At 40.4% G+C, this 23,393-nt stretch carries 21 protein-coding genes; 14 read left to right on the plus strand and 7 right to left on the minus strand.

The window, feature by feature from the left end; genetic code table 11:
• The first annotated feature begins 9 nt into the window (after positions 1 to 9).
• The 7 genes from AC27JL_RS06720 (at position 10) to AC27JL_RS06750 (ending at position 4,924) form a co-directional block, all read left to right on the plus strand.
• Positions 10 to 657 carry a hypothetical protein gene (locus AC27JL_RS06720; RefSeq protein WP_487195173.1) on the plus strand — a complete coding sequence of 216 codons (648 nt, stop codon included), beginning with the start codon at positions 10 to 12 and terminating at the stop codon, positions 655 to 657.
• Positions 658 to 668: 11 nt separating this feature from the next.
• Positions 669 to 1,328 carry a response regulator gene (locus tag AC27JL_RS06725; protein WP_055011598.1) on the plus strand — a complete coding sequence of 220 codons (660 nt, stop codon included), beginning with the start codon at positions 669 to 671 and terminating at the stop codon, positions 1,326 to 1,328.
• A 62-nt stretch (positions 1,329 to 1,390) separates the two neighbouring features.
• Positions 1,391 to 2,692 (plus strand): ATP-binding protein, encoded by a 1,302-nt coding sequence (locus AC27JL_RS06730; protein WP_487195174.1) that lies wholly within the window; start codon positions 1,391 to 1,393, stop codon positions 2,690 to 2,692.
• The gene (locus AC27JL_RS06735; protein ID WP_487195175.1) at positions 2,685 to 3,038 is read left to right on the plus strand and encodes a cupredoxin domain-containing protein; all 354 of its coding nucleotides are present in this window, start codon (positions 2,685 to 2,687) and stop codon (positions 3,036 to 3,038) included. The genes AC27JL_RS06730 and AC27JL_RS06735 overlap by 8 nt, the downstream gene beginning before the upstream one ends.
• Complete coding sequence (locus AC27JL_RS06740; RefSeq protein ID WP_487195176.1) at positions 3,025 to 3,765, plus strand: FTR1 family protein; 741 nt, start codon at positions 3,025 to 3,027, stop codon at positions 3,763 to 3,765. Before AC27JL_RS06735 ends, AC27JL_RS06740 begins: the two co-directional genes overlap by 14 nt.
• The gene (locus AC27JL_RS06745) at positions 3,762 to 4,475 is read left to right on the plus strand and encodes a hypothetical protein (RefSeq protein WP_008132926.1); all 714 of its coding nucleotides are present in this window, start codon (positions 3,762 to 3,764) and stop codon (positions 4,473 to 4,475) included. The genes AC27JL_RS06740 and AC27JL_RS06745 overlap by 4 nt, the downstream gene beginning before the upstream one ends.
• Positions 4,476 to 4,714: 239 nt before the next feature.
• Complete coding sequence (locus AC27JL_RS06750; RefSeq protein WP_002959120.1) at positions 4,715 to 4,924, plus strand: cold-shock protein; 210 nt, start codon at positions 4,715 to 4,717, stop codon at positions 4,922 to 4,924.
• Between the two features lie 305 nt (positions 4,925 to 5,229).
• On the opposite strand, the gene AC27JL_RS06755 is transcribed toward AC27JL_RS06750, so the two are convergent.
• The 3 genes from AC27JL_RS06755 to udk all read right to left on the minus strand — a co-directional run bounded on the left by AC27JL_RS06755 (position 5,230) and on the right by udk (position 8,084).
• The gene (locus AC27JL_RS06755; protein WP_487195177.1) at positions 5,230 to 5,940 is read right to left on the minus strand and encodes a substrate-binding periplasmic protein; all 711 of its coding nucleotides are present in this window, start codon (positions 5,938 to 5,940) and stop codon (positions 5,230 to 5,232) included.
• A 267-nt stretch (positions 5,941 to 6,207) separates the two neighbouring features.
• Entirely contained in the window at positions 6,208 to 7,434 is a 1,227-nt protein-coding gene (locus tag AC27JL_RS06760; RefSeq protein ID WP_008132935.1) for a NupC/NupG family nucleoside CNT transporter, read from the minus strand.
• 17 nt (positions 7,435 to 7,451) lie between these two features.
• On the minus strand, positions 7,452 to 8,084 hold the full coding sequence (udk, locus tag AC27JL_RS06765) for a uridine kinase (RefSeq protein WP_006794607.1): 633 nt from the start codon (positions 8,082 to 8,084) through the stop codon (positions 7,452 to 7,454).
• Positions 8,085 to 8,276: 192 nt separating this feature from the next.
• On the opposite strand from udk, the gene AC27JL_RS06770 reads away from it, so the two are divergent.
• From AC27JL_RS06770 to AC27JL_RS06785, 4 genes are all read left to right on the plus strand, one after another.
• On the plus strand, positions 8,277 to 9,494 hold the full coding sequence (locus AC27JL_RS06770; protein WP_039037285.1) for a phosphopentomutase: 1,218 nt from the start codon (positions 8,277 to 8,279) through the stop codon (positions 9,492 to 9,494).
• Between the two features lie 14 nt (positions 9,495 to 9,508).
• Complete coding sequence (gene deoD / locus AC27JL_RS06775) at positions 9,509 to 10,210, plus strand: purine-nucleoside phosphorylase (RefSeq protein ID WP_006794609.1); 702 nt, start codon at positions 9,509 to 9,511, stop codon at positions 10,208 to 10,210.
• Between the two features lie 973 nt (positions 10,211 to 11,183).
• On the plus strand, positions 11,184 to 11,852 hold the full coding sequence (locus AC27JL_RS06780; protein WP_006794610.1) for a nuclear transport factor 2 family protein: 669 nt from the start codon (positions 11,184 to 11,186) through the stop codon (positions 11,850 to 11,852).
• Positions 11,853 to 11,860: 8 nt separating this feature from the next.
• On the plus strand, positions 11,861 to 12,181 hold the full coding sequence (locus AC27JL_RS06785) for a hypothetical protein (protein WP_006794611.1): 321 nt from the start codon (positions 11,861 to 11,863) through the stop codon (positions 12,179 to 12,181).
• Positions 12,182 to 12,534: 353 nt separating this feature from the next.
• On the opposite strand, the gene AC27JL_RS06790 is transcribed toward AC27JL_RS06785, so the two are convergent.
• On the minus strand, positions 12,535 to 13,419 hold the full coding sequence (locus tag AC27JL_RS06790) for a tetratricopeptide repeat protein (protein ID WP_138741116.1): 885 nt from the start codon (positions 13,417 to 13,419) through the stop codon (positions 12,535 to 12,537).
• A gap of 676 nt (positions 13,420 to 14,095) precedes the next feature.
• Between AC27JL_RS06790 and katG the strand changes: the two genes are divergently transcribed.
• The gene (gene katG / locus AC27JL_RS06795; RefSeq protein WP_487195178.1) at positions 14,096 to 16,273 is read left to right on the plus strand and encodes a catalase/peroxidase HPI; all 2,178 of its coding nucleotides are present in this window, start codon (positions 14,096 to 14,098) and stop codon (positions 16,271 to 16,273) included.
• Between the two features lie 1,214 nt (positions 16,274 to 17,487).
• Here katG and AC27JL_RS06800 read toward each other — a convergent pair.
• The 3 genes from AC27JL_RS06800 to AC27JL_RS06810 form a co-directional block, all read right to left on the minus strand.
• Positions 17,488 to 19,086 carry an ABC-F family ATPase gene (locus AC27JL_RS06800; RefSeq protein WP_010556085.1) on the minus strand — a complete coding sequence of 533 codons (1,599 nt, stop codon included), beginning with the start codon at positions 19,084 to 19,086 and terminating at the stop codon, positions 17,488 to 17,490.
• A gap of 219 nt (positions 19,087 to 19,305) precedes the next feature.
• Entirely contained in the window at positions 19,306 to 20,043 is a 738-nt protein-coding gene (locus tag AC27JL_RS06805; protein WP_487195179.1) for a substrate-binding periplasmic protein, read from the minus strand.
• A 39-nt stretch (positions 20,044 to 20,082) separates the two neighbouring features.
• On the minus strand, positions 20,083 to 20,826 hold the full coding sequence (locus AC27JL_RS06810) for a transporter substrate-binding domain-containing protein (protein WP_487195180.1): 744 nt from the start codon (positions 20,824 to 20,826) through the stop codon (positions 20,083 to 20,085).
• A 332-nt stretch (positions 20,827 to 21,158) separates the two neighbouring features.
• Between AC27JL_RS06810 and AC27JL_RS06815 the strand changes: the two genes are divergently transcribed.
• Both AC27JL_RS06815 and AC27JL_RS06820 read left to right on the plus strand, forming a co-directional pair.
• Positions 21,159 to 21,758, plus strand: a complete 600-nt coding sequence (locus AC27JL_RS06815) for a class I SAM-dependent methyltransferase (RefSeq protein WP_487195181.1) — start codon at positions 21,159 to 21,161, stop codon at positions 21,756 to 21,758.
• A complete protein-coding gene (locus tag AC27JL_RS06820) occupies positions 21,755 to 23,290 on the plus strand; it encodes a S24 family peptidase (RefSeq protein ID WP_487195182.1) in 1,536 nt (511 codons plus the stop codon). Before AC27JL_RS06815 ends, AC27JL_RS06820 begins: the two co-directional genes overlap by 4 nt.
• Positions 23,291 to 23,393 lie beyond the last annotated feature (103 nt).

Below are 23,393 nucleotides of genomic sequence, written 5' to 3' on the forward strand. Positions count from 1 at the left end.
GGATTTATTATGAAAAAATTTACTTTAGTAGCTTATTTAAGCATTGTTAGTGTGTTTTCATCGCCGGTATTTGCAGACGAACAAAGCGATTTACTTGCTATTCAACAGCAATGGGCGGTTGCTAATTATGAGCTTGAAGGTGATGCACAAATTAAAGCGTTTACTCAACTGAGTGAGCAAAGTGCTCAATTTATTGAAAGCTACCCTGATTCAGCAAATAGCTATACGTGGAACGGCATTGTACTGGCCAGTTTTGCTGGCGCAAAGGGCGGGTTAGGGGCGCTGGGCTATGCTAAAGATGCAAAAGCGTCATTAGAGCAAGCCCTTAAAATAGACGACAGTGCTTTAGGTGGCTCAGCGTATGCCAGCCTAGCAACCTTATACAGTAAAGTACCGGGGTGGCCTATTGGTTTTGGTGATGATGACACCGCCGACAAGTTTTTTAAGCAAGCGCTCGCTTTTAACAAAAAAGGCATTGATACTAACTACTTGTATGGTGAGTTTTTATATGACGAGCGTGAATATGAGCAAGCTAAAGCCCATTTGTTAGTTGCGCAAGCAGCAGGTATTCGTGATACTCGTACTAAAGCTGATAAATATCGTCAACAAGCAATTAGCTCTTTATTAGCTAAAGTAGATAAAAAACTAAAGAGATAGCAAAATAAACAATGCATTTATTATTAGTTGAAGATGATCATCTTGTGGCGCAAGGGCTTTGCCGCTCATTGCGCCAAGAAGGCTACAGTGTAGAGCATAGCGCAACGGTTAAGCATGCATTGCAATGCTTAGGCAGTGGTGAAATAGAGTTGGTTATACTTGACCTAGGTTTACCCGATGGTGATGGTTCACAAATTCTAAAGCACATAAAAGCGCAAAAAAAAGTGATTCCGGTGGTTATACTAACTGCACGTAGTAGCATAGATGACAAGGTGCAAGGGCTTGATATGGGCGCTGATGATTATTTAGCTAAGCCATTTGAACCAGCCGAATTATTTGCTCGTTTGCGCGTAGCGAGCCGACGAGTAAATCAAGCTCAGTCAAGTTTATTACAGTGTGGTGAAGTGACTATGGACACGTCAGCGCATAGTGTCACACTCAGCAATGAGCTGCTTTCTCTGCCACGAAAAGAATACATGCTGCTAAAGGCACTATTGGAAAACCAAGGTCGCGTGCAATCTAAACAGCAGTTAGAGAACAAGCTGTACCAGTGGGGTGAAGAGGTTGGCTCTAACACCATTGAAGTGCATATTCATCACCTACGAAAAAAATTCCCCAGCGATTTTATTAAAACTCTCCGTGGTATTGGTTATGTCGTGGGAAAGAGATAGTTCACGTGATTAAAACACCCCTAGATTGCACAAACTTGAATTTACAAAGGTAACCATACTTTATGTCAATTCGTAAGCGTTTAACTCTTATTTTACTATCAATGATGGTGTTAACGTGCTTTTTAGCTTTAGTCAAAGGCTACCAAAAAAGTATGAGCCATGGTGAGCAACTACTTGATAGTGAGCTAAAAGTAGTCGCTGGAGTGTTGATGCAACAGCCTTTATCTATAAACGCCATGGCGCCAAAAATGCAAGAAAGCGCCCAATTACTGTATCAAATTTGGCAAGCTGGTGAGCTCCTTAGTGGCTCTGACGAATTAAATCTTGATTTGAGCCAGTATCAAGCGGGTTTTCAAACGCTTAATATTGCAGGGCAGCGAATGCGGGTATTCGTATTTGTCACTTCTTTACGCACCGTGGTTGTTGCCGAGCCGATTGCTAAGCGGTTTGAACTTGCCGAGGCGGTGATTTTATCAGCCATGTTGCCTATGCTTTGGGCGGTTCCTTTGCTTGCGCTATTTATTAGCTTTTTTGTTAAATATGCACTGGCACCATTAACTCGTTTATCAAAACAGTTAGCTCTGCGCCAAGCAAATGATTTCACAGCGATCAATTGGCAGGTGACTGATGAAGAGATAAAACCGGTGATCAGCCGCTTAAACGATTTATTTAAACGCGTAGAAACCGCCTATTTACGAGAGCGTTTTTTTGCCTCTGATGCGGCACATGAATTACGTACTCCCCTGAGCAGTTTAAAAATTAATGTGCATAATTTGGCTGCTCAACAAGGCGATAACCAAGAATTACAAGCCATGACTCAAGGTATTAACCGACTATCCAATATAGTAGAGCAAATGCTAATACTAGGGCGTACTCAGCCAGAGCAGTGGCAAAAACAGTTTAAGGAGCAATCATTATTAGCGATCACGCAAGAAGGTGTTAGCCAGTTGTATGAAAAAATAGAGGCTAAAAACCACACTATTAGTCTTGAGGGAGATGACTTTATCATTAACGGTGATGAATTTACCTTGGTGACGTTGATTTCAAACCTACTTAGCAATGCCATAAAGTACGCACCAGCCAATGGACAAATAAAAATAACGCTAAAGCAGATGCACAAGCAGCGTATTTGGCAAATAGAAGACAGTGGCCCAGGTATGACGAACGATCAAAAACAACGGATATTTAACCGTTTTTATCGTGTTGGCGGTGACCAACACCCTTCGGGTGAACAAGGTGCGGGTTTAGGCATGGCAATAGTGCAGCATATTATTGCTATTTATCGCGCTGAAATTCACTTAACGGATAGTGATTTGGGTGGCTTAAAAGTACAGGTAGTTTTTGCAGGAGCTAAATGTGATTAAACGACTTATTAGGCCTTACTTATATTGTTGTGTATTTTTATCATTTAACGCCGCCAGTCAAGACTATCTTATTGTACTTAAAGATCATTTGTTTTACCCCGCAGAAATCGTCGTACCGGCCAATAAAAAGGTCCGCTTGTTAATCGAAAATCAAGATAGTACGCCTGAAGAGTTCGACAGTTTCGATCTCAATCGAGAGAAAGTACTTTACCCAAAGCGCAAAAGCGTTATTTATATCGGGCCATTAATCCCTGGGCGCTATGAATTTTTTGGCGAGTTTTCGCCTAATACGGCGCGTGGTGCTGTCATAGTGACTGAAAAGGAGCGTTCTAATGCTAATAACTAGCCTAGTGATGAGTCTAAACCAGTTACTGCCGGTGGCCATTTTACTTATTTTACTCCAAGTTGTAGCCAAGCAAAGTTTAATGAAATTGCTGGGAGGGCTTATTTTAGGGATCGGGCTTTCATTTTTGTTTGTTAAAAGTGCGCCGTTAATGAGCCCCTTGTTTGACTATCAGGGTTTAGAATATGCCCAAATTGGTTTGTGTATTTTAATTTTTATTAGTGCACTGTACTACGCCATTAAACAAGCAACAGCTGCTTTTATGATTGCGATTATCAGTGTAATGACACTTTATTTAAGTCACTACATTATTTACCTGATTGGCTTTTGGCAAAACAACGAAGCGGCACAAAGTTTATTTATTGGCACTTTTTTAGGTTTGGGAATATGCAGCAGCTTTAGCGTCTTGTTGTATTTTTTATTGAGTGCAATCAAACAGCGCTTTGGGCTTACCCCTTTATTGGTATTGTTAGCTTTAAATAGTGCGGCAAAACTAGTTGTGGCGCTTGATTTGGCGAGCCAAATTGATTTGATAGCAACAACGGTAACCGTATGGGATTTACGTGACATTTTAACCGAAAACTCAGAGTTTGGAAGAGTATTGCGCGCTCTGATCGGTTATGAGGCTACACCAAATTTAACCAGTTTTTTAAGCTATGTGCTGAGCAGCGTATTATTTTTATCTGCTAGTTATTTTATTCCTAAATCAATCACTAAGGAAAAATCATGAAAGCAATAAACCTATTTGCAGCTACTGTATTAATTGGTTTTTGTTTATTAATACCTAAGCTCGCTTATGCTGATGGCATAGTAGTAGATAAAGTTTATCACCCGTATGTGTTGCCGTTTGAACGAGAGCTTGAGTGGCGCCTTGTGTCGCATCAAACCGACAGTGGCAATATTTTAGCGCAACGTATTGGTTTAGGTGGCGCCATTAACGACACTATGGCACTGGAAGGTTATTTAGTGGGTGAGCGAGATGATAACGGCGACTTTGGCTTGCAAGCGTATGAATTGGAGCTTAGATGGCAACTAATAGAGCAAGGCCGGTTATGGGCTGATTGGGGCGCTTTGTTTGAATTTGAAAAACAGCATGACGCCGACGCATACGAAGCAACCTCCGGTTTTGTAATTGAAAAAGAGTTTGGTCGTGCAAGTCTCACCATGAATGCTTTTTTGGTATACGAATGGGGGCAAGACATAGAGAACGAATGGGAAACAGAGTTTAGGGCACAATATCGTTACCGATACTTGTCTGCGTTTCAACCCTCTATTGAGTTATATGCAGGGGAAGATTTTATCGGAATTGGGCCCGGGTTTATTGGGCTATACCGGTTTGAAGGCCAAAAACAGCTAAAATGGGAAGCTGGCTTTATAAGTGAAATTAGCCAGTCTGAAAAAAACCACAGTTTTAGACTTGCCCTAGAATTTGAATTTTAAGCATATAAATACAGGTTGATTATTTATTGCTCAATAAAATAAGGAAGTGCTTGACTTATATTTGGTTATCTATATAGTGGGCCGCAGCTAGAAAGAAAGCATGTAAGCTATAAATCTCCATTTCGTTGTTGTATAAGTAATACTTGTAGTACCGTCCTGAAGTTTTTAAAGTACCATCTCATTTTTTGCTACACCCGCTCATATGAGCATATTTTTTATTTTTATATCAGGATATTACAATGTCTAACATCGTATCAGGTACAGTTAAGTGGTTCAACGAGTCTAAAGGTTTTGGTTTCATCGAGCAAGAAAATGGCCCAGACGTTTTCGCACATTTCTCAGCAATCAAAAGCGAAGGTTTCAAAACTTTAGCTGAAGGCCAACGTGTAGAGTTCACTCTTTCACAAGGTCAAAAAGGTCCTCAAGCTGATAACATCACAGCTGTATAATTTTACTTTTTAAGTAAAATGAAAAAAAGCGCCTAGGGCGCTTTTTTTGTGTCTGAAACAAACCTAACTTATTCAACAGCCCGACCTAATACCAAGGATCACAATTAAAGTGGTTCTATTTGACCTTAAGGTCTAATATAAACACCTATTTAGTGACAGGGTTAGGTGCTATAAAAAGTCTGTATAGCTTTAATTAGTAAAAGCGTAGAAGAGAGAGTTCAAGTACCGCTGAGCGAATACCACTTATTGTTAGTCATTTACCTCACCTGCACATCATTTAACTCAAAACCCGCGTGTAATTTAACTCATTTACCGTAAGGGCTTCTTTTAGTTTTGCTCACTTGTTTGTGCGCTTCTTCCATTTTTTCTATAAGAACTTTATCTGTATCTTTATTTGCAGCTAAATAAGCAACCGTTGTTAATGCATCTATTTTAAAAATAAATTTTAAGTGGCCCGGTTTAAGTTTAAAGTAATCACTATATTGGAGCATATAAAGCGGGTCATCCAATATTAGGTCTACTTTTTTGGCTAGTAGTAACTTATAAGAATGCTGTATATCTGAAGTTATAACGCCCTCAAACCCCATTTTAGTGAGAGTTTGGGTCGAGAAGTCGTTATGTTGCATAGCTATTTTGTAATTTTTTGCTTGGTTAATACTATTTATTACTATATCGGTTCTCTCTGATAACCCAACAAACCCCATTTCAAAGCGACCAATTTCCCCTACCCACTGAAATTGATCTTCACGTTCTGACGTGCGAGCAATGCTGTAAATAAACGTGTTTTTTTCCTCGCTTGCCATTTTATAGGCGCGGGCCCAAGGGTACATTTGTATGTTTGGTGTTAAACCAGCCTGTTTAAATATATCTCTTATGTACTGTGTTCCTTTACCTTGAACTTCACCGTCTATTAAAACTTGATTAGGTGGTGCTAATTCTGTAACAACCAGCAAAGGCTCTTCAGCCAAAGTACTAAATGATAAAAAAAGGATAAAAGAGGTCAGATTATAATTCACTACAACTAGTCAATTTAGGCTTAGAAACACTTAATTAAGTGTGGTTTAAAATTGTTAAATTTACAAAGTATTAGTGGTTATTTGAGTTGTAAAAACCTCATAATGAAAATAAAGAGAGGATATAGGAAGAAAGGTAACTTTATTAAAGCCCTAAAACGATAAAAGGGCCTTGCGGCCCTTGGTGAAGTATCGTTCAAGTCAGCTAGCACTTTAACCCCTTAAAGTACTAACTTCTTGTTTTGCAACACCGGTTCATCTCTTAAGTTTCTAAGCTAGCGAGAGGAAAAACCCAGCAATTGCTGCGCTCATAAGGTTAGCCATAGATCCTGCTAACACTGCTCTGAGCCCTAAGCGTGCGATATCCTTCCGCCTGCTAGGCGCCATACCGCCTAACCCACCTAGTAAAATGGCTATCGATGATAAGTTAGCGAATCCACACAAAGCAAACGTAACAATTGCTTGTGTGTGCGCACTTAACGTATCGCGATAATTTATAAAGTCTAAGTAAGCAACAAACTCGTTTACTACTATCTTTTGACCAATAAAACTGCCGGCTATAATTGCTTCATCCCACGGTACACCGAGTAACCATGCAACAGGAGCAAATACATAACCTAAAATTTCTTGTAGCGTTAATGTTGGATGATCAAACCATCCGCCTACACCACCTAATAAACCATTTAGAAGCGCAATTAACGCTACGAATGCCAGTAGCATTGCACCAACATTAAGTGCTAAATGCATACCATTTGCCGCACCTGATGCAGCAGCATCAATTACGTTTACCGGTTTATCATCGTCGTTTAAATCTAAATCAGCTAAGTTATCTTTAGGTGTTTCGGTTTCTGGCACAATCATTTTTGCCATTAAAAAACCACCTGGTGCCGCCATAAAGCTGGCTGCAATTAAGTACTTAAGCTCTACACCAATAATTACGTAACCCGCCATTACAGAGCCAGCTACAGTGGCTAAGCCACCTACCATTACAGCAAATAACTCAGATTTGGTCATCGTTGCTATAAAAGGTTTAACAATTAACGGCGCTTCAGTTTGGCCAACAAATATATTTGCCGTCGCTGAAAGTGATTCTGTTCGCGAGGTTTTTAAAAGCTTTTGTAAACCACCGCCTAAAATCTTAATTATCCAGTCCATAATGCCTATGTGATATAAAACAGCGACCAGCGCTGAGAAAAACACAATAACGGGCAAAACCTGAATTGCAAAAATAAAACCTAGCGTATCCTGCGATGCCAGCGGGCCAAACAAAAAGCCAATCCCGTCATTCGCGTAGCCAATAACCGATGAAACGGCTGCTGACATACTTGCTAATACGTTTTTTCCTGCGTCAAAAAACAGAACAAAGCCGCCAATAACAACTTGCATTGCAAATGCTATAGCAACGGTTCTTAAATTAATTGCCTTGCGATTAGTTGACGCGGCAAAGGCAATGCCCAGCAGCACACACATGCCTACCAAGCTCATAAATGTTGTCATACAAATGTTTCCCGTTGTTATTCTTGTAGTAAATATTTAATTTTACTTTTTATAATATCAATCGCAACGCGGTTCATGCCGCCTCGAGTCACTACTAAATCTGCATTATGCTTAGAAGGCTCAATAAATTGATAAAACATCGGTCTTACAGTTGCTTGATACTGTTCAACAACAGATTGTAACGTTCTGCCTCGCTGCTCCATATCACGTTGCATACGACGCATTAAGCAGATATCTAAAGGAGTATCTATAAATACCTTAATATCAAATTCTTTATTTAGCGCTTTGTCGCTCAGTAATAAAATACCTTCAACAATTAAAATTTTTGCAGCGGCTACACGTCGCGTTTTATCGCTGCGGGTATGCTGTGCATAATCATATGTTGGTACTTCTACTGAATTTCCACTACGAAGTTGAGTTAAATGTTCAAGCATTAACTCATGTTCAAATGCATCAGGGTGGTCGTAGTTCGTTTGCGTACGATGAGCCATCGGCAAATGCGACTGATCCTTGTAATAAGCATCTTCTTCAATAATGGCAATTGCGCCCGGTTCAAGCTCATTAACCAACTCGTTGTATATAGTTTGGCTAAACAGAGATTTGCCCGACGCAGACGCGCCAGCAATAGCTATAATAGTTGTTCGTGTCACTAAAGTTCTCACCCACACAGAAGGATATATTGTTGGTAGATCACAATAGCAAAAAAGACACGATTAATCTCTTTTGCTTCGCTTAAGAACGCAAATTTATAATGTTTAGGTTTTATGAAACAGGACTTTTGTCCTGTACGGAAAAATCGTTCAGCAGATAAAGTAACCACCTAGAAACAAAGTGAGGTCAAAATGGCAAGAGCAATTATCTTAATGGCAGATAGCCTAGGAATCGGTGCAGCACCAGATGCAGATAAATTTGGTGATCTTGGCGCCAATACATTCGCTCACTTACTAAAAGCATATTACGACGAAACAGGCAGCGCACTTTCGCTTCCTAATTTATCTAAATTAGGTTTAGTAGACGCCTGTGAAGCCGCCGGTGGAGAAATGTGTTTAGTTTCAGACCGCCAAGCACCACAAGGTGCATGGGGTTACGCTAAAGAACTTTCTAGCGGAAAAGACACTCCATCAGGCCATTGGGAAATGGCTGGCGTACCTGTGTTATTTGATTGGGGATATTTCCCAAAAACACAGCCCAGTTTCCCACAAGAATTTGTAGACGAGTTTATAGCTCGTACAGGTATTCCTGGCATTTTAGGCAATTGCCATGCATCGGGAACAACCATATTAGAACAGCTAGGTGAAGAGCACGTAAAAACAGGTAAACCAATCTGTTACACCTCAGCTGATAGTGTGTTTCAAATAGCCGCGCATGAAGAGTCATTTGGCCTAGAGAAGCTTTATCAAGTTTGCGAAATCGCACGGGCGCTGCTTGATGAAATGAATATAGGGCGAGTGATTGCGCGGCCATTTTTGGGTTCAAATAGTCAAGATTTTGCACGAACAGGCAATCGTCGTGACTATTCAGTACTTCCGCCAGCACCAACATTGTTAGATGTTTTAGCAAAAGACGGCGGCGAAGTAATTAGTATTGGTAAAATTTCAGACATATACGCGCATCAAGGCATAACCCAAAAGCACAAAGCACCAGGGCTTATGAACTTGCTTGAAAAAACCAGCGAGGTTATTTCAACAGCACCTGATCGCAGCTTAATTTTTACCAACTTGGTTGATTTTGATGAAAAATTTGGTCATCGTCGCAACCCCGTAGGTTACGCTAAAGCATTAAAAGAATTTGATGACTATTTACCAACTATACTAAACCAGTTAAATGCAGATGATGTCTTAATGATCACTGCCGACCACGGGTGTGATCCAACCTTTCCAGGTTCTGAGCACACGCGTGAATACGTACCTGTGATAGCGTACAAGCCTGGTATGGATAATACACCGCTAGGTGAACGAAACAGTTTTGCAGATATTGGTCAAACACTAGCACAGTGGTTTAACTTGTCTGAGCTTGAATATGGCGACAGCTTTTTAACTCAATTAAACGCGCCAAAATAAAAAGGAAACAACGAATGAGTACTCCTCATATAAATGCAAATGTTGGTGATTTCGCCGAAACAGTTTTAATGCCAGGCGATCCGCTACGTGCGCAATATATTGCTGAAAACTTTTTAGATGATGCGGTACAAGTAACTGGTGTACGCAACATGTTTGGCTTTACAGGTACTTACAAAGGTAAGCCAGTAAGCATTATGGGTTCAGGCATGGGTATTCCATCAATGTCTATTTATGCACGTGAGCTAATTGTTAGCTTTGGCGTAAAAAACATTATACGCATTGGTACATGTGGCGGTATTGGTACCGACATTAAAATCCGTGACGTAATTTTTGCACAAGGTGCAAGCACAGACTCAAACGTAAACCGTGCACGTGTTCGTGGTTACGACTTTTCTGCAATTGCAGACTTCGACCTACTTTTAAACGGCGTTAATGCAGCAAAAGAGCTAGGCATTAAAGCAAAAGTAGGTAACGTATTCACAACCGACACTTTCTATCAAGCAGACGACACTTTCTACAAAGATTTAGATAAGTTAGGCGTTCTTGCAGTAGATATGGAAACAGCCGGTTTATATGGCGTTGCAGCTGAGTACGGCGCAAACGCAATGGCATTATTTACCGTAAGCGACCACGTGATCACTGGCGAAGCAACACCTGCTGACGAACGTCAAAGCACGTTTAACGAAATGGTTAAAATTGCATTAGAGTCTATCTAATCAATAAAACAGTTCCTTGGTAACGTATTCACTAAGTTTTGGAGACACGCCCAAAGTGAAGTGAGACTAACCTCCAAAGCCGCATTTTATGCGGCTTTTTTTATGCCTTAATAATTATAAAATCATGAGTACCAGACTCTAAAAGCGCAGCATCTCTTAACCTCTTTGTGAATAATCTTTCAAAAACGTAATGCACAAAGAGAACAGAATGAGGAGTAAATGAGTAGCTAAAATAAATTGGCTAGGGCTTTGTTTTGTAGACGTAGAGCTTGCTCACGTTAGAAGCGCAGCTTCTTATTACTTAAAAAAGGTATCACCACAGAGTGCACCGAGGCGCTTCGCGCTACACAGAGTTAAAAATATTTGTTAGTCACTACTCCTGGTCTTCTCCTTCACTTCTCGGTGGTGAAACAATCACTTTTATAGCATGAGATAAACGTTGCTATTAAAAAAAGTAAAGTGCGTTTACAGGTTATATTTAGCCACGGCATTGAAATACAAGGCTTTTTCATTACCTCTAAAAGCGCAGCGTCTCTTAACCTCTTTGTGAATAATCTTTCAAAAACGTAATGCACAAAGAGAACATAATGAGGAGTAAATGAGAAGACAAAGTGAACAGGTCGTAGTTTAGCCTTGTTTTGTAGACGTAGAGCTTGCTCACGTTAGAAGCGTAGCTTCTTGTTACTTAAAAAAGATATCACCACCGAGCGCACCGAGGCGTTTCGCGCTGCACCGAGAAAAAAGAGTAACAACTAGTCACGGCTCCTGTCCTTTCCTTCTTGGTGGTGAAGTAATCACTTTTCATACCATCATTAAAAATTATGTATTTAACAAAATTATTTTAAAAGCTGGGTTAAACTCAAGCTAAACTACGCTATGAAAGCCAAGGTTATTCATTTAATTGCTACCCGAAAACGTTAAAATTTGCTATGTTGCAATACAATACACGCTTAGTGTTTTTATTAGGAAAGTTATGAAATCGTTATCTATTTTTTTTGCTTTATTTACCTTTACGCTAGCAGTAAATAGCTATGCCACAGAGTCTACTACCGATCAGCAAAAAGCGGATGAAAAAGTAAACACACTAGAATATAAAGCCCCTGAGCTTAAAAAACCGGTTGTTGACCCAACCAAACCAGACGACTCAAAAGTGTTAGGCGATGAAACCCCCAAGCCCGTTGAAAAGCCTAAAAATAAAATAGAAAAAGCAGCAGCCGTAGCCGAAGCAGAAAAAGCAGTAGCCCAAGCAAAAGAGGCCTTAACAGCCAAACAGCAAGCCAAAGCCAAGCAATCACGCGAATCACTTGCTGTGGTTGAACAACTTATAAAAGCTTATAACGCGCGCAACATTGAAGAGTTTATTCGTGTTTACGATGAAGATGTAGAGTTTTATATTTTCCCCAATGAGCTATTATTTAAAGGAAAAGAAAAACTAATAGCACGTTATGGTTTGATGTTTAAAAAGCTAAAGTGTATTCATTCATCGCCAATTAAACGCATAGTCCATGGTGATATAGTAATAGACCATGAGCTATCAGAAACCTGCTCAGCAGACGAAAACGTAATAGATAAACGCTCAGAGCTTGTATCGAGCTATCAAATTAAAAACGGAAAAATAATTCGCGTATTATTTTTTCGTTAAGGATTATTATGCAAATTACTGACGACAAAAAACTTCGCTTAATGTACCGAGTAGAGCCCGGTTGTTTAGGCCCCGAAGGCGCACAACATATTGAAGATTTTTGTCGTTATGCCAATAAGCATATTAAGTCACCTTATTATGCACAATTCGTTTTTTTACCGCGTTACGATAAACAAAAAGACGAACGCCAATACAGCGTAAAAAGCCGTAATCTATCGCAATTGCAGGTTAGAAAGTACTTTAGTCACTTTGAAATCGATATGGATGGCTTTGAAGAGCAACTCGACGAGCTACTCACCAAAGCAATCGACTTGTACTTTAAACGCTAATCCCTGAAGCTTCAAATATAAGTAAAGCGGCTAAAGGTATACTTGTTACGTATGCTTTATACCTAAAGCCTGCTCACGTAATCCTTTATTAAATCACTTAGCCTCTACTTCTAAAAGCGCAGCGTCTCTTAACCTTGTTTTGTAGACGTAGAGCTTGCTCACGTTAGAAGCGCAGCTTCTTGTTTCAGATCAAATATTAAATCACTTATTTTTACCTCTAAAAGCGCAGCGTCTCTTAACCTCTTTGTGAATAATAATCTTTTAAAACCTTAATACACAAAGCACAGGACTTTATTACAGCCATAAAAAAAGAGCTTTCGCTCTTTTTTTCAAACTATATAAGCAAGCTAAACTTACTCGCCCGCCACAATAGTATTAAAGCTATTATTATCGTGAAGGCTTGCAAATGCACTTTCGTGAAGTAACTCATTACGTAAGTTAGGCGAATACTCAAGTGCCATTTTTATATCGGCCAGCGCATCGGCGTGTTCGTGTATTAACGCAAATGCACAGGCGCGTTGCCAATACGCATAACCATAGTCGCTATCTATATCAATTGCTTGGTTACATAAATCAATCGCTTTGGCTGTTTGATTAATTTCAAGTAGGGCATCAGCTTTGTAAGCAATAGCCTCAACGTCTTCAGGTTTACGCTTTAAAATTTCATCAAAAATCTCGATTTTATTAGCATAATCACTTTCTAAATTTGCGCGCATCCACAACGAGTGAACCTCATTTGTAATCGATATACGTTCTTGGTTACTGAGTATTTCTTCAGAACGTACACGCAGTTTTTCTTCTAGAATTTTTAATCGGTCTTCGTATTCGTCCGTAATAACACTCACACGGGTATTTACAATATCTTCTACTTTATTTTTAACATCGCGCAGCGAGTTCCAGCCAACAAGTACCAAAATAGATGCCGTCGCAGTAATAATAAAAAACACATTATTTATCGTATCGGTAGTGTAAGTAAGGGCTCTGTCGGCTGTGTCTAATTGCGCGTGCGTTACTTGTTTAGTAACGTCTTCGCGTAGTTTTTGCTGATCTTGGCGAACCGCTTTTAGCTCATCTAAAATGTAGCGTTCCATAAGCGGTTTATACATAGGCTCTTTAAGTTGCTCGAGCGCTTGCTGTTCTTGTAGCTTTGAGGGGGCTTCTGTTTGTTGCTCAGCCGCATTAGCCGACGTTAAAAATAAAGTAAAACAAATACATAGTAAATAAAAGTAATAACGCATCAACATGCCCAAATAAAATAATAAATTGCAAAAATGATATTAACACGCACAACCTAAACTCACTAGGGCGGGTTTTGTTTTGAAGGCGAGATTACAGCACATTATAAATTATTATCACTAAAGCAGTGTGCAGTAATAAATTTTAGGCAAAAAAAACCAGCTCTGGGTGAGCTGGCTGAAACTGCTAAAACATCAAAGGTTAGGTAAAACTTAACTACCGTTAGCTAATAAAAATCAGCTAACAAAAAACAGGTAAATTAGAGTTATAAAGTAAAGGTGTATTGGGCTTAGTAATACACCTTTAACGTTATAACTACAATTTCATGGTGAAGGGGGGTATTCCTATGTGCGCTGTGGTAAACCAAAGCCACTTTCAAACCCTTCACATACCATTACGCCGCTACTTTTTAATTCGATCATCGTTATTTAAAAAAAAGATCAAAAATTTTTAAAGGCTCGTTTTTAAATACCAATCAAAAATACAAATCGGTCCAATCGTTTTAAATACGGTGCATTTGTTGGTATAGCTCAAAAAATAAGCCTATATTGGTAATTCAAAATAAGTACAAGTATATAAACAATTGATTAAGCAACATTTGCATGAATTAAAAATAGTAATACCTAAACAAATTGACCATTGCTTACGTATTTTATTTTAGACCAAGAGGATTAAATAATGAGTAACTCTAGCGCTGGCAAATGCCCGGTAATGCATGGCAGCAATACACAAACAGCAGGCCAAAACACAGATTGGTGGCCAAATGCACTTAATTTCGACATCCTTCATCAACACGATACAAAAAGCTCTCCATACGGTAGCGACTTTAACTACGCTGAAGCATTCAAATCCCTAGATCTAGAAGCCGTAAAAACCGATTTAAAAAACTTAATGACCCAAAGCCAAGATTGGTGGCCAGCCGATTGGGGCCACTATGGCGGTTTAATGATCCGCATGGCATGGCACTCGGCAGGTTCATACCGTTTATCTGACGGACGTGGCGGCGGTGGCACGGCTAATCAACGCTTTGCCCCTTTAAACTCATGGCCCGATAACGCCAATCTCGACAAAGCGCGCCGCTTACTTTGGCCAATTAAAAAGAAATACGGTAACAAACTCTCGTGGGCCGATCTCATTATTTTAGCGGGCAACATGGCGTACGAATCAATGGGCTTAAAAACCTTTGGGTTTGCCGGTGGCCGTGAAGACATTTGGCAGCCAGAAAAAGACGTATACTGGGGCGCCGAAAAAGAATGGTTAGCACCAAGCGACGAACGCTACCAAAATGTTGATAAACCCGACACAATGGAAAACCCGTTAGCGTCTGTTCAAATGGGCCTAATTTACGTAAACCCAGAAGGGGTAAACGGTAAACCCGATCCGCTTAAAACCGCAGCACAAGTTCGTGAAACGTTTGCCCGCATGGCAATGAACGACGAAGAAACGGCAGCGCTTACCGTAGGCGGCCACACAGTTGGTAAAACACACGGTAACGGAAAAGAGTCAAACCTTGGCCCAGAGCCAGAAGCGGCTGATATTTCAGAGCAAGGTATGGGGTGGAACAACCACAAAACACGGGGCATTGGCCGCGATACAATGACATCGGGCATTGAAGGTGCGTGGACCACACACCCAACAAAATGGGATAACGGCTACTGTGACCTTCTTTTAAATTACGAATGGGAACTGACAAAAAGCCCAGCAGGCGCTCACCAATGGGAACCTGTAAATATTAAAGAAGAAGACAAACCGGTCGATGTAGAAGACCCATCAATTCGCTTAAACCCAATAATGACCGATGCCGACATGGCAATGAAGCTCGACCCAGCGTACCGCAAAATAATTGAGCGTTTTCATAACGACTTTGAATACTTTTCAGACGTGTTTGCACGCGCATGGTTTAAACTTACGCACCGCGACTTAGGGCCAAAAGCGCGCTACCTAGGTGCCGATGTACCAAGCGAAGACTTAATTTGGCAAGACCCAATTCCAAGCGTTGATTACACCCTAACAGATACTGAAATCGCCGATTTAAAAGTAACACTACTTAATTGCGGCGTAAGCGCCAGCGATTTAATTAACACCGCATGGGACAGTACGCGTACGTACCGAGGCTCTGATCACCGAGGCGGCGCAAACGGTGCACGTATTCGTTTAGCACCGCAAAAAGAGTGGCAAGGCAATGAGCCCGAGCGCTTAGCAAGTGTGTTAGCGGCACTTGAAAAAGTGCAAGCTGGGTTAAGTAAACCTGTTAGCATGGCCGATTTAATTGTACTTGGTGGCACAGCAGCGGTTGAACAAGCCGCTAAAAACGCAGGGGTAGAGGTTAACGTACCATTTGCGCCAGGGCGCGGAGACGCAACCGACGACATGACCGACGCCGAATCGTTCGACGTACTTGAACCTATTCACGACGGTTTTAGAAACTGGCTGAAAAAAGACTACGTTGTGTCTGCAGAAGAGTTATTACTTGAGCGCAGCCAGCTAATGGGTTTAACAGCGCCAGAAATGTCGGTATTAATGGGTGGCATGCGTATGCTTGGCACAAACCATAGCGGCACACAACATGGCGTATTTACAAATAATGTAGGAACGTTAAGTAACGACTTTTTTGTAAACCTAACCGACATGGCAAACCGCTGGGAGCCAACAGGTAATGGCCTTTACAACATTGTTGACCGCGCAAGCGGTGCAACTAAATGGACCGCAACACGCGTAGATTTAGTATTTGGGTCAAACTCAATTTTACGCGCATTGGCAGAGTTTTATGCACAAGACGATAATAAAACCCGTTTTGTTGACGACTTTGTAAATGCATGGGTAAAAGTAATGAACGCCGACAGGTTTGATATTTAATAAACCTAATTAACAGTTAAAAAGGAGCAGCAATGCTCCTTTTTTGTTTTTAAAAACGGGGCTTTTAAAACCGTATTGCACAAAGAGAAACGAATGAGGAGTAAATGAGTAGCCAAATTGAATAGTGTTAAGTGATTTTTTTATCACCACAGAGCACACCGAGGCGCTTTGCGCTACACAGAGTTAAAAATATTGGTTAGTCACTGCTCCTGCTCTTCTCCTTAACTTCTCGGTGGTAAAACAATCATTTTTACGAATAAATCAACTAAATGTAAAACGTTGGTATTAAACGAAAGCAAAGCACGTCAGCAGGTTAATTTAAACTTTTTGTGAATAATGGGCTTTTAAGACCGTAATGCACAAAGAGAAGTGAATGAGGAGTAAATGAGAAGAGCAAAACCAATCCTAAATTTGGTTTTTACACGCCGAGTGTGCTCATGCAACTATGTCAGTTCAATAAGCTCTACCTCTAAAGCGCAGCGTCTCTTAACCTCTTTGTGATTAATGGGCTTTTAAAATCTTAATGCACAAAGAGAAGCGAATGAGAAGTAAATGAGCAGACAAATTGAATAGTGTTAAGTGATTTTTTTATCACCACAGAGCACACCGAGGCGCTTTGCGCTACACAGAGTTAAAAATATTGGTTAGTCACTGCTCCTGCTCTTCTCCTTAACTTCTCGGTGGTAAAACAATCACTTTTGTAGCTGTTGCTATTAAATGAATGCAAAGCGCACCTGCAGGCTACATTCAGCCACTGCTTTTGAAAGCTGAGCTTTTAAAAACATAATGCACAAAGAGAAGAGAATGAGGAGTAAATGAGAAGATAAAGTGAATAGGTCATAGTTTAGCTTTGTTTTGTAGACGAAGAGCTTGCTCACGTTTGAAGTGCAGCTTCTTGTTACTAACTTTTAAAGCGATTCCTCTAAAAGCGCAGCGCCTCTCAACCTCTTTGTGAAAAATAGGTTTTTAAAAACATAATGCACAAAGAGAAGTGAATGAGGAGTAAATGAGTAGCCATACTAAGCAGGGTTAACTTATTTTGTAAACGTAGAGCTTGCTCACGTTAGAAGTGAAAGCTTCTCAGCGCTACAAAAAAAACACGAGCAATAGTTAATTACCTCTTGGTGATGATTTAATTACTTGTTTACTAATACATTTAACCAAGCACAAAAAAGGCGCTAACTAAGCGCCTTTTAAACTAAAAACCAATGGGTTTATGCTTTTTTCTCTTCGCAGCTTGCAAGGTACTCGTCAAACGTACCCTGAAAATCAATAACCTGCTTATCTTTAATATCAATAATACGCGTAGCTAACGACGACACAAACTCACGGTCGTGGCTTACAAAAATAAGCGTACCTGCAAAGTCTTTAAGCGCATTATTTAACGCCTCAATGGCTTCCATATCCATGTGGTTTGTTGGCTCGTCCATTACAAGCACGTTCACGTCTTGCATCATTAACTTACCAAATAACAAACGGTTTTTTTCACCACCTGAACAGTTACGCGCTTTTTTGTTTGAATCGTCTGCGGTAAACAACAAACGGCCCAACATGCCACGTACCATTAAATCGTTATGCTTGGCCGTACGCCACTGCGACATCCAATCAAACAACGTTAAATCGTTATCAAAATCTTTAGTGCTGTCTTGCGGGCAGTAACCAAAGCTCGCATTTTCAGACCACTTAATTTCGCCTTCGTTACTTTTAAGCTCGTTAACTAAACAGCGTAAAAAAGTAGTTTTACCCACACCGTTTTCGCCAATTACCGCAAGCTTTGCACCGGCTTCTAGTAAAAACTCACCGCCACTAAATAATGTTTCACCATCAAAACCATGGCCAAGCTTGTTAACTTCAAGCGCTTGGCGGTACATTTTTTTGCCTTCGTCAAAACTTAACGATGGGCTCATACGGCTTGACGCTTTAACTTCATCAAGCTTAATTTTATCCATTTTTTTAGCGCGCGAACTTGCTTGCTTAGCTTTAGATGCGTTAGCACCAAAGCGGTTAACAAAGTCTTGTAGCTCGTCAATCTCTGCACTCTTTTTAGCGTTTTCGGCTAACAGCTGCTCGCGCTGCAAGCCTGCCGCTTCTAAAAACTTCTCGTAGTTACCTGGGTAAATACGCAGCTCGCCGTAATCAATGTCGGCCATGTGAGTACATACCGAATTTAAAAAGTGGCGGTCATGCGAAATAATAATCATGGTGCATTTACGTTTATTAAGCTCATCAGCAAGCCACGTAATGGTATGAATATCCAAGTTATTGGTAGGCTCATCGAGTAGCAGTATATCTGGGTTTGCAAACAAGGCCTGCGCTAAAAGCACACGGAGTTTCCAACCTGGGGCAACGTTTGCCATTAACCCATAATGAAACTCTTTATCTATACCCGCTTCTATTAGTATTTCTTCAGCGCGGCTTTCGGCTGTGTAACCGTCCATTTCGGCAAAAACGCTTTCAAGGTCGGCCACTTTCATGCCGTCTTCTTCGCTCATTTCGGGTAACGAATAAATACGTTCACGCTCTTGCTTTACTTTCCAAAGCTCAACGTCGCCCATAATTACCGCATCTACCACCGTGTATTGCTCAAATGCAAACTGGTCTTGGCTAAGGTTACCTACTTTTAACCCCGGGGTAATCGACACATTACCCGCACTAGGCACAAGCGCACCGCTTAAAATTTTCATGAAGGTCGACTTGCCGCAGCCGTTAGCGCCAATTAAACCGTAACGGTTACCGTTACCAAATTTAGCTGAAATGTTTTCAAACAACGGCTCTGCGCCAAACTGCATCGTAATATTTGCGGTGGAGATCAAAAAGGGTAATCCTAGAATGAGTACTGACAGGAGCTTGTTGCAGCAAAAGGCCACAAACAACATCAAGCAATAGGGTAAATTAGCTGGCGAATTATACAGATCAGCCACAATTAATGAAAGGTAAAAGGCAGCTAATTTATAACCAACCCTAAACGCACTTAAACGGTGCAAAAAGCCTTAAAATTTGCCTAGCAAGTAAAGGAGGTTAACTAAGTAAATTTACTGGTGTGATTGGTAAATACGCTCAATAACCGCTTTATTGTTAGTAATATACGAATTAATAGCTGCTATATCGTCGGCAGTAACCGTTTTTTTACTCAGCATAAAATGCACATTATTAATATTTATGGGCTCAACCAATGCCGCAGGCATAATGTTTGAATACTGCTTTGTAAAATATTGCGCCACTAACGAATCATCAATTAAAAAATTAATGCGCTGCTTATTAAGCAAAATAAAACGCTTTTTAGACTCCCCCGTAAGCACCACTTGGTTTGCATACTGCATGCGTAATTGTTCAAACGCATCGCCAAAAACACTCCCTCTGTTTACACCCACCGTAAGCGACTTTTTAAATAACTCGTTAATGCTATTCACATTAGGCGAGCTGGCGTGCTTATATAACAGCATTTTTTCAACACGGTAAGGTAACGTAAAGTGGGCATACTCAGCGCGCTCTGCCGTTTTACTGGCGGCAAAAATTAAATCAACACGGCCCTGTTTTAGCTCTTCAAATGCACGTAAAGAGCTAGGTAACACACTAAAATTTAAACAATAAGGAGAGCTTTTAAAAATAGCCTTAAGTACGTCTATTTCAGTACCACCCAGCGTATTGTTTTTTAATATTACATAAGGCGGCCAGTAACTTTCGTTGGTAGCTACTGTTAACGTTTTAGTGCATCCCCAGGCATTAAATGCACTAAAAGTAAAAAGGGTTATAAACAATAATATTTTCAAACTACAGCCTTTTGTAAACGGTTTTTAGTGTGTATTTAGTTATAATTTTTCAAATAGTTCTTCTAATTGTGCCTTATGGCTTTGTATTAATTTATTAACCTCAATAACATCTTGCATAGTGGAGGTATTTTTACTCAGCATTAAATGAATAGAACCCTTGTTAACATAGGTTGTAGTATTAACTCGCTTAATAGTGTTTGACTGGTTAATAAAGTACTCACCCACTAACTGGTCTTCAATTATAAAATCGACCCGTTGTTTAGCTAATAAAGCAAAACGCGTTTTTGCTGCACCGGTAAAAATAATTTGTTTTGGATAAATACTTTTTAAGTGCTCAAATTGCTCGCCGTAATAACTCCCTACATGTGCGGCCACGGTGTAGCCCTGTTCAAGCGCATCTTGCAGGTTTTTAACATTATATTGTTTATTTTTATGCTGATACAGCCACATCACCTCGTTGCGGTAACTATCCGAAAAATAAACATGCTCTGCACGTTTTTCAGTAAAGCTGGCAGCCCAGCCTAAATCCATTCGGCCTTTAGTTTGTTCAACAAATGCACGCTCGGTATTGGGTAAAAACTCAACCTGAACACAATAAGGCGACCCCGCAAATATAAGCCAAAGCGCCGTTACCTCTTTACCTTGTGCGTGGCCGTCTACATTAACAACGTAAGGCGGCCAATAGGTATCGTGCGACGCGACAAAAAACCTTTTTTCGCAAGCCGTGCTCCCAAAAGAGAGGGCTACTAACAAATACACACCGTATTTTTTTAATCTATGCATTATATCCCTCATGCTAGCGACGCAATACGTACAGTATAAACCAGCCTAAAAATTTGGTAGCAAATTTTGTATAAGCATGTAAATAACATTACTGGCTGTAAAAAGTTATGTATTTATAATCAATGTGTTGGGAGGGCTAAGCTAACATGTTCAATTTTGTAATCGTTAAATTTGCAGTGCGTATATGTGATTAATAAAAAGGGCGTATTAATTTAAAATATTCTACTACTAAGTCTATATTTTATTTATTTGTTCCTGTAGATTAAACGCCAATGAATTTAATATTAACAGCGGCTTAGCTGTTAAACGATTAGCCAAGGAGCGGGTGTATCGTGCCAAGTACCACACTCACTTACTACAATAACAACGCACAAATCTTTAGCGACTCAACGCTTAATGTTGATATGTCGGCGTTGTATGCTGAGTTTTTACCGCATGTAAAACAACATGGCCATATTTTAGATGCTGGTTGTGGCAGTGCCCGCGATGCCATGTATTTTAAACAGCAAGGTTTTACGGTTAGCGCGTTTGATGCAAGCCCAGCGATTGCAAAGTTAGCCAGTAATTACTTACAGCAACCTGTAGCGGTTAAAACCTTTCAACAACTTGAATGTGTAAATAAATACGATGGCATTTGGTGCTGCGCTAGTTTATTGCACGTACCAAAAGCTGAGTTACCGCAAGTGTTTTTAAAGCTGCAAAATGCCTTAAAACCCGATGGCGTTTTATATGTATCGTTTAAATATGGTACGCAAGAGCGTGTACATAATGGCCGTGAATTTACCGATTTAAATGAAAGTGCTTTAACTGCGTTAATTAACAGCCACACAAAACTTAAAATAATAAAACACTGGCAAACGGTTGATCAGCGGCCAGAGCGCGAAAGCGAAGTGTGGCTCAATGCCCTAATTAAAGCTGTGCCTGTTTTATGATTGGCGCAATGCAGCAACAGCTCGACTTTATTGCATACATACAACGTATGCTAGTTGAGGGCGATTTTAGCGCTACCTACAAATTTGCGCTTTTATACGCTATAGCCGATGTGTGCGTAGAGCAACCGCTGTTGTCAGAGCAAAGTGAATTAGTAATAGAGCTACCAACCCTTGCTGACAAACTCATTACCTTATACTGGCATCATGCAATGCCGTTTTCGTCAGAGCACACCGGCGAAAGCGCCTTACTTAAGCAAAATACAGGCGCGCAATCAAAAGTAATTAGCGTATTGTTTGAATGCCAGCAAAACAATATACGTAACTTTCGCCAGCTTAAGCAAAGCCCGTTTTATAAGCCCACATTTAATGCGGCTATGGCAACACTAAAAACAGGGCCGCTTTGGCGCTTACAAATTCTCGCCAAACAAGAGGAATGTTTTTTATACCCGCATACAAACAGCACTCAATTTATTACGCTAAATGCAGGTATCGCGAGCTGCTTTAGGCGCTTTTACGATTTAGTTGTGTACTTAGCTAAAAATGCATGGCTTCAAAAAATTCAAAGTATAAAGCACAACCAAGCGCTAATTGGCCCGCAAAGCCAACTACAAGAGTTTTTATTTGGGGTAGACCGTAATGCACTTACCAAGGCAAAGCCTGTTTTAGTTGAGCTGCAATCAAACACTTGTTTTTATTGCCAAAAGCCAATGAAAAACGATGTTGAGATCGATCACTTTATACCGTTTGCCCGCTACGCAAACGACCTTGGGCATAACTTTGTTGCCGCACACCGTGCATGTAATAACAACAAACGCGATTTTTTAGCTGCACAGCAGCACCGTGAACGCTGGCAAAACCAAAACTTGGTTGTTAACGGCCAAATTATTAGTAATGAGCTAAGTGCGTATTTTCATTGCGATGCCGATAAATCGCTTGCTGTAAGTAATTGGGCTTACCAAGTAGCGCAAGCAAACAGCGCTAAATTATGGATTGCCAATAAAGACCATTTTGAAGAAGCAAAGCCAACTGCCGATATAGTAACGTTTCCGCAAGAAAACTTGGCTAAGCAAAACCAAGTTGCAGAGCCCGCAGTAAACATTAAGCCCATTGAACAAACATTAAAATTGCCGTATTTCCCAAATATTAAAATAGCCTGCGGACATTTTAAAACAGGCGATAGCAGCGATGTTGAATATTTAGACGCGCCACTCGGCGCAGGCAAGCTTGATCCAAACGTGCATTTTTTAGCACGCGCATCGGGCAACTCTATGAATGGCGGTAAACACCCAATACTTGATGGTGATTTATTACTGCTTGAGCTTATAACTTCCGATAGAGCCGGATCGCTACGCGACCAAATAGTTGTAATAGAGCGGGATGATATAGGCGGGGAAGGGCAGTATTTACTGCGTAAAGTTAATAAATTATCTAATGGGCAATATGAGCTAATTGCTCAAAACCCCGATTACGAAGTAATGATTGCAGATGAAAGCATGCGAACGTTCGCACGCTTTAAACAAGTGGTTTTGTAGTCGCGATTTTATATCGCGTTTTAATGTGTAGACGCGAAGCTTGCTGGCGTTAAAAGCGTAGCTTTTAAAATAGGTTTTCTACGTGAGAGTTTAGCGGTTTAAT

Source organism: Pseudoalteromonas sp. 4NS20-0020 (assembly GCF_057554385.1).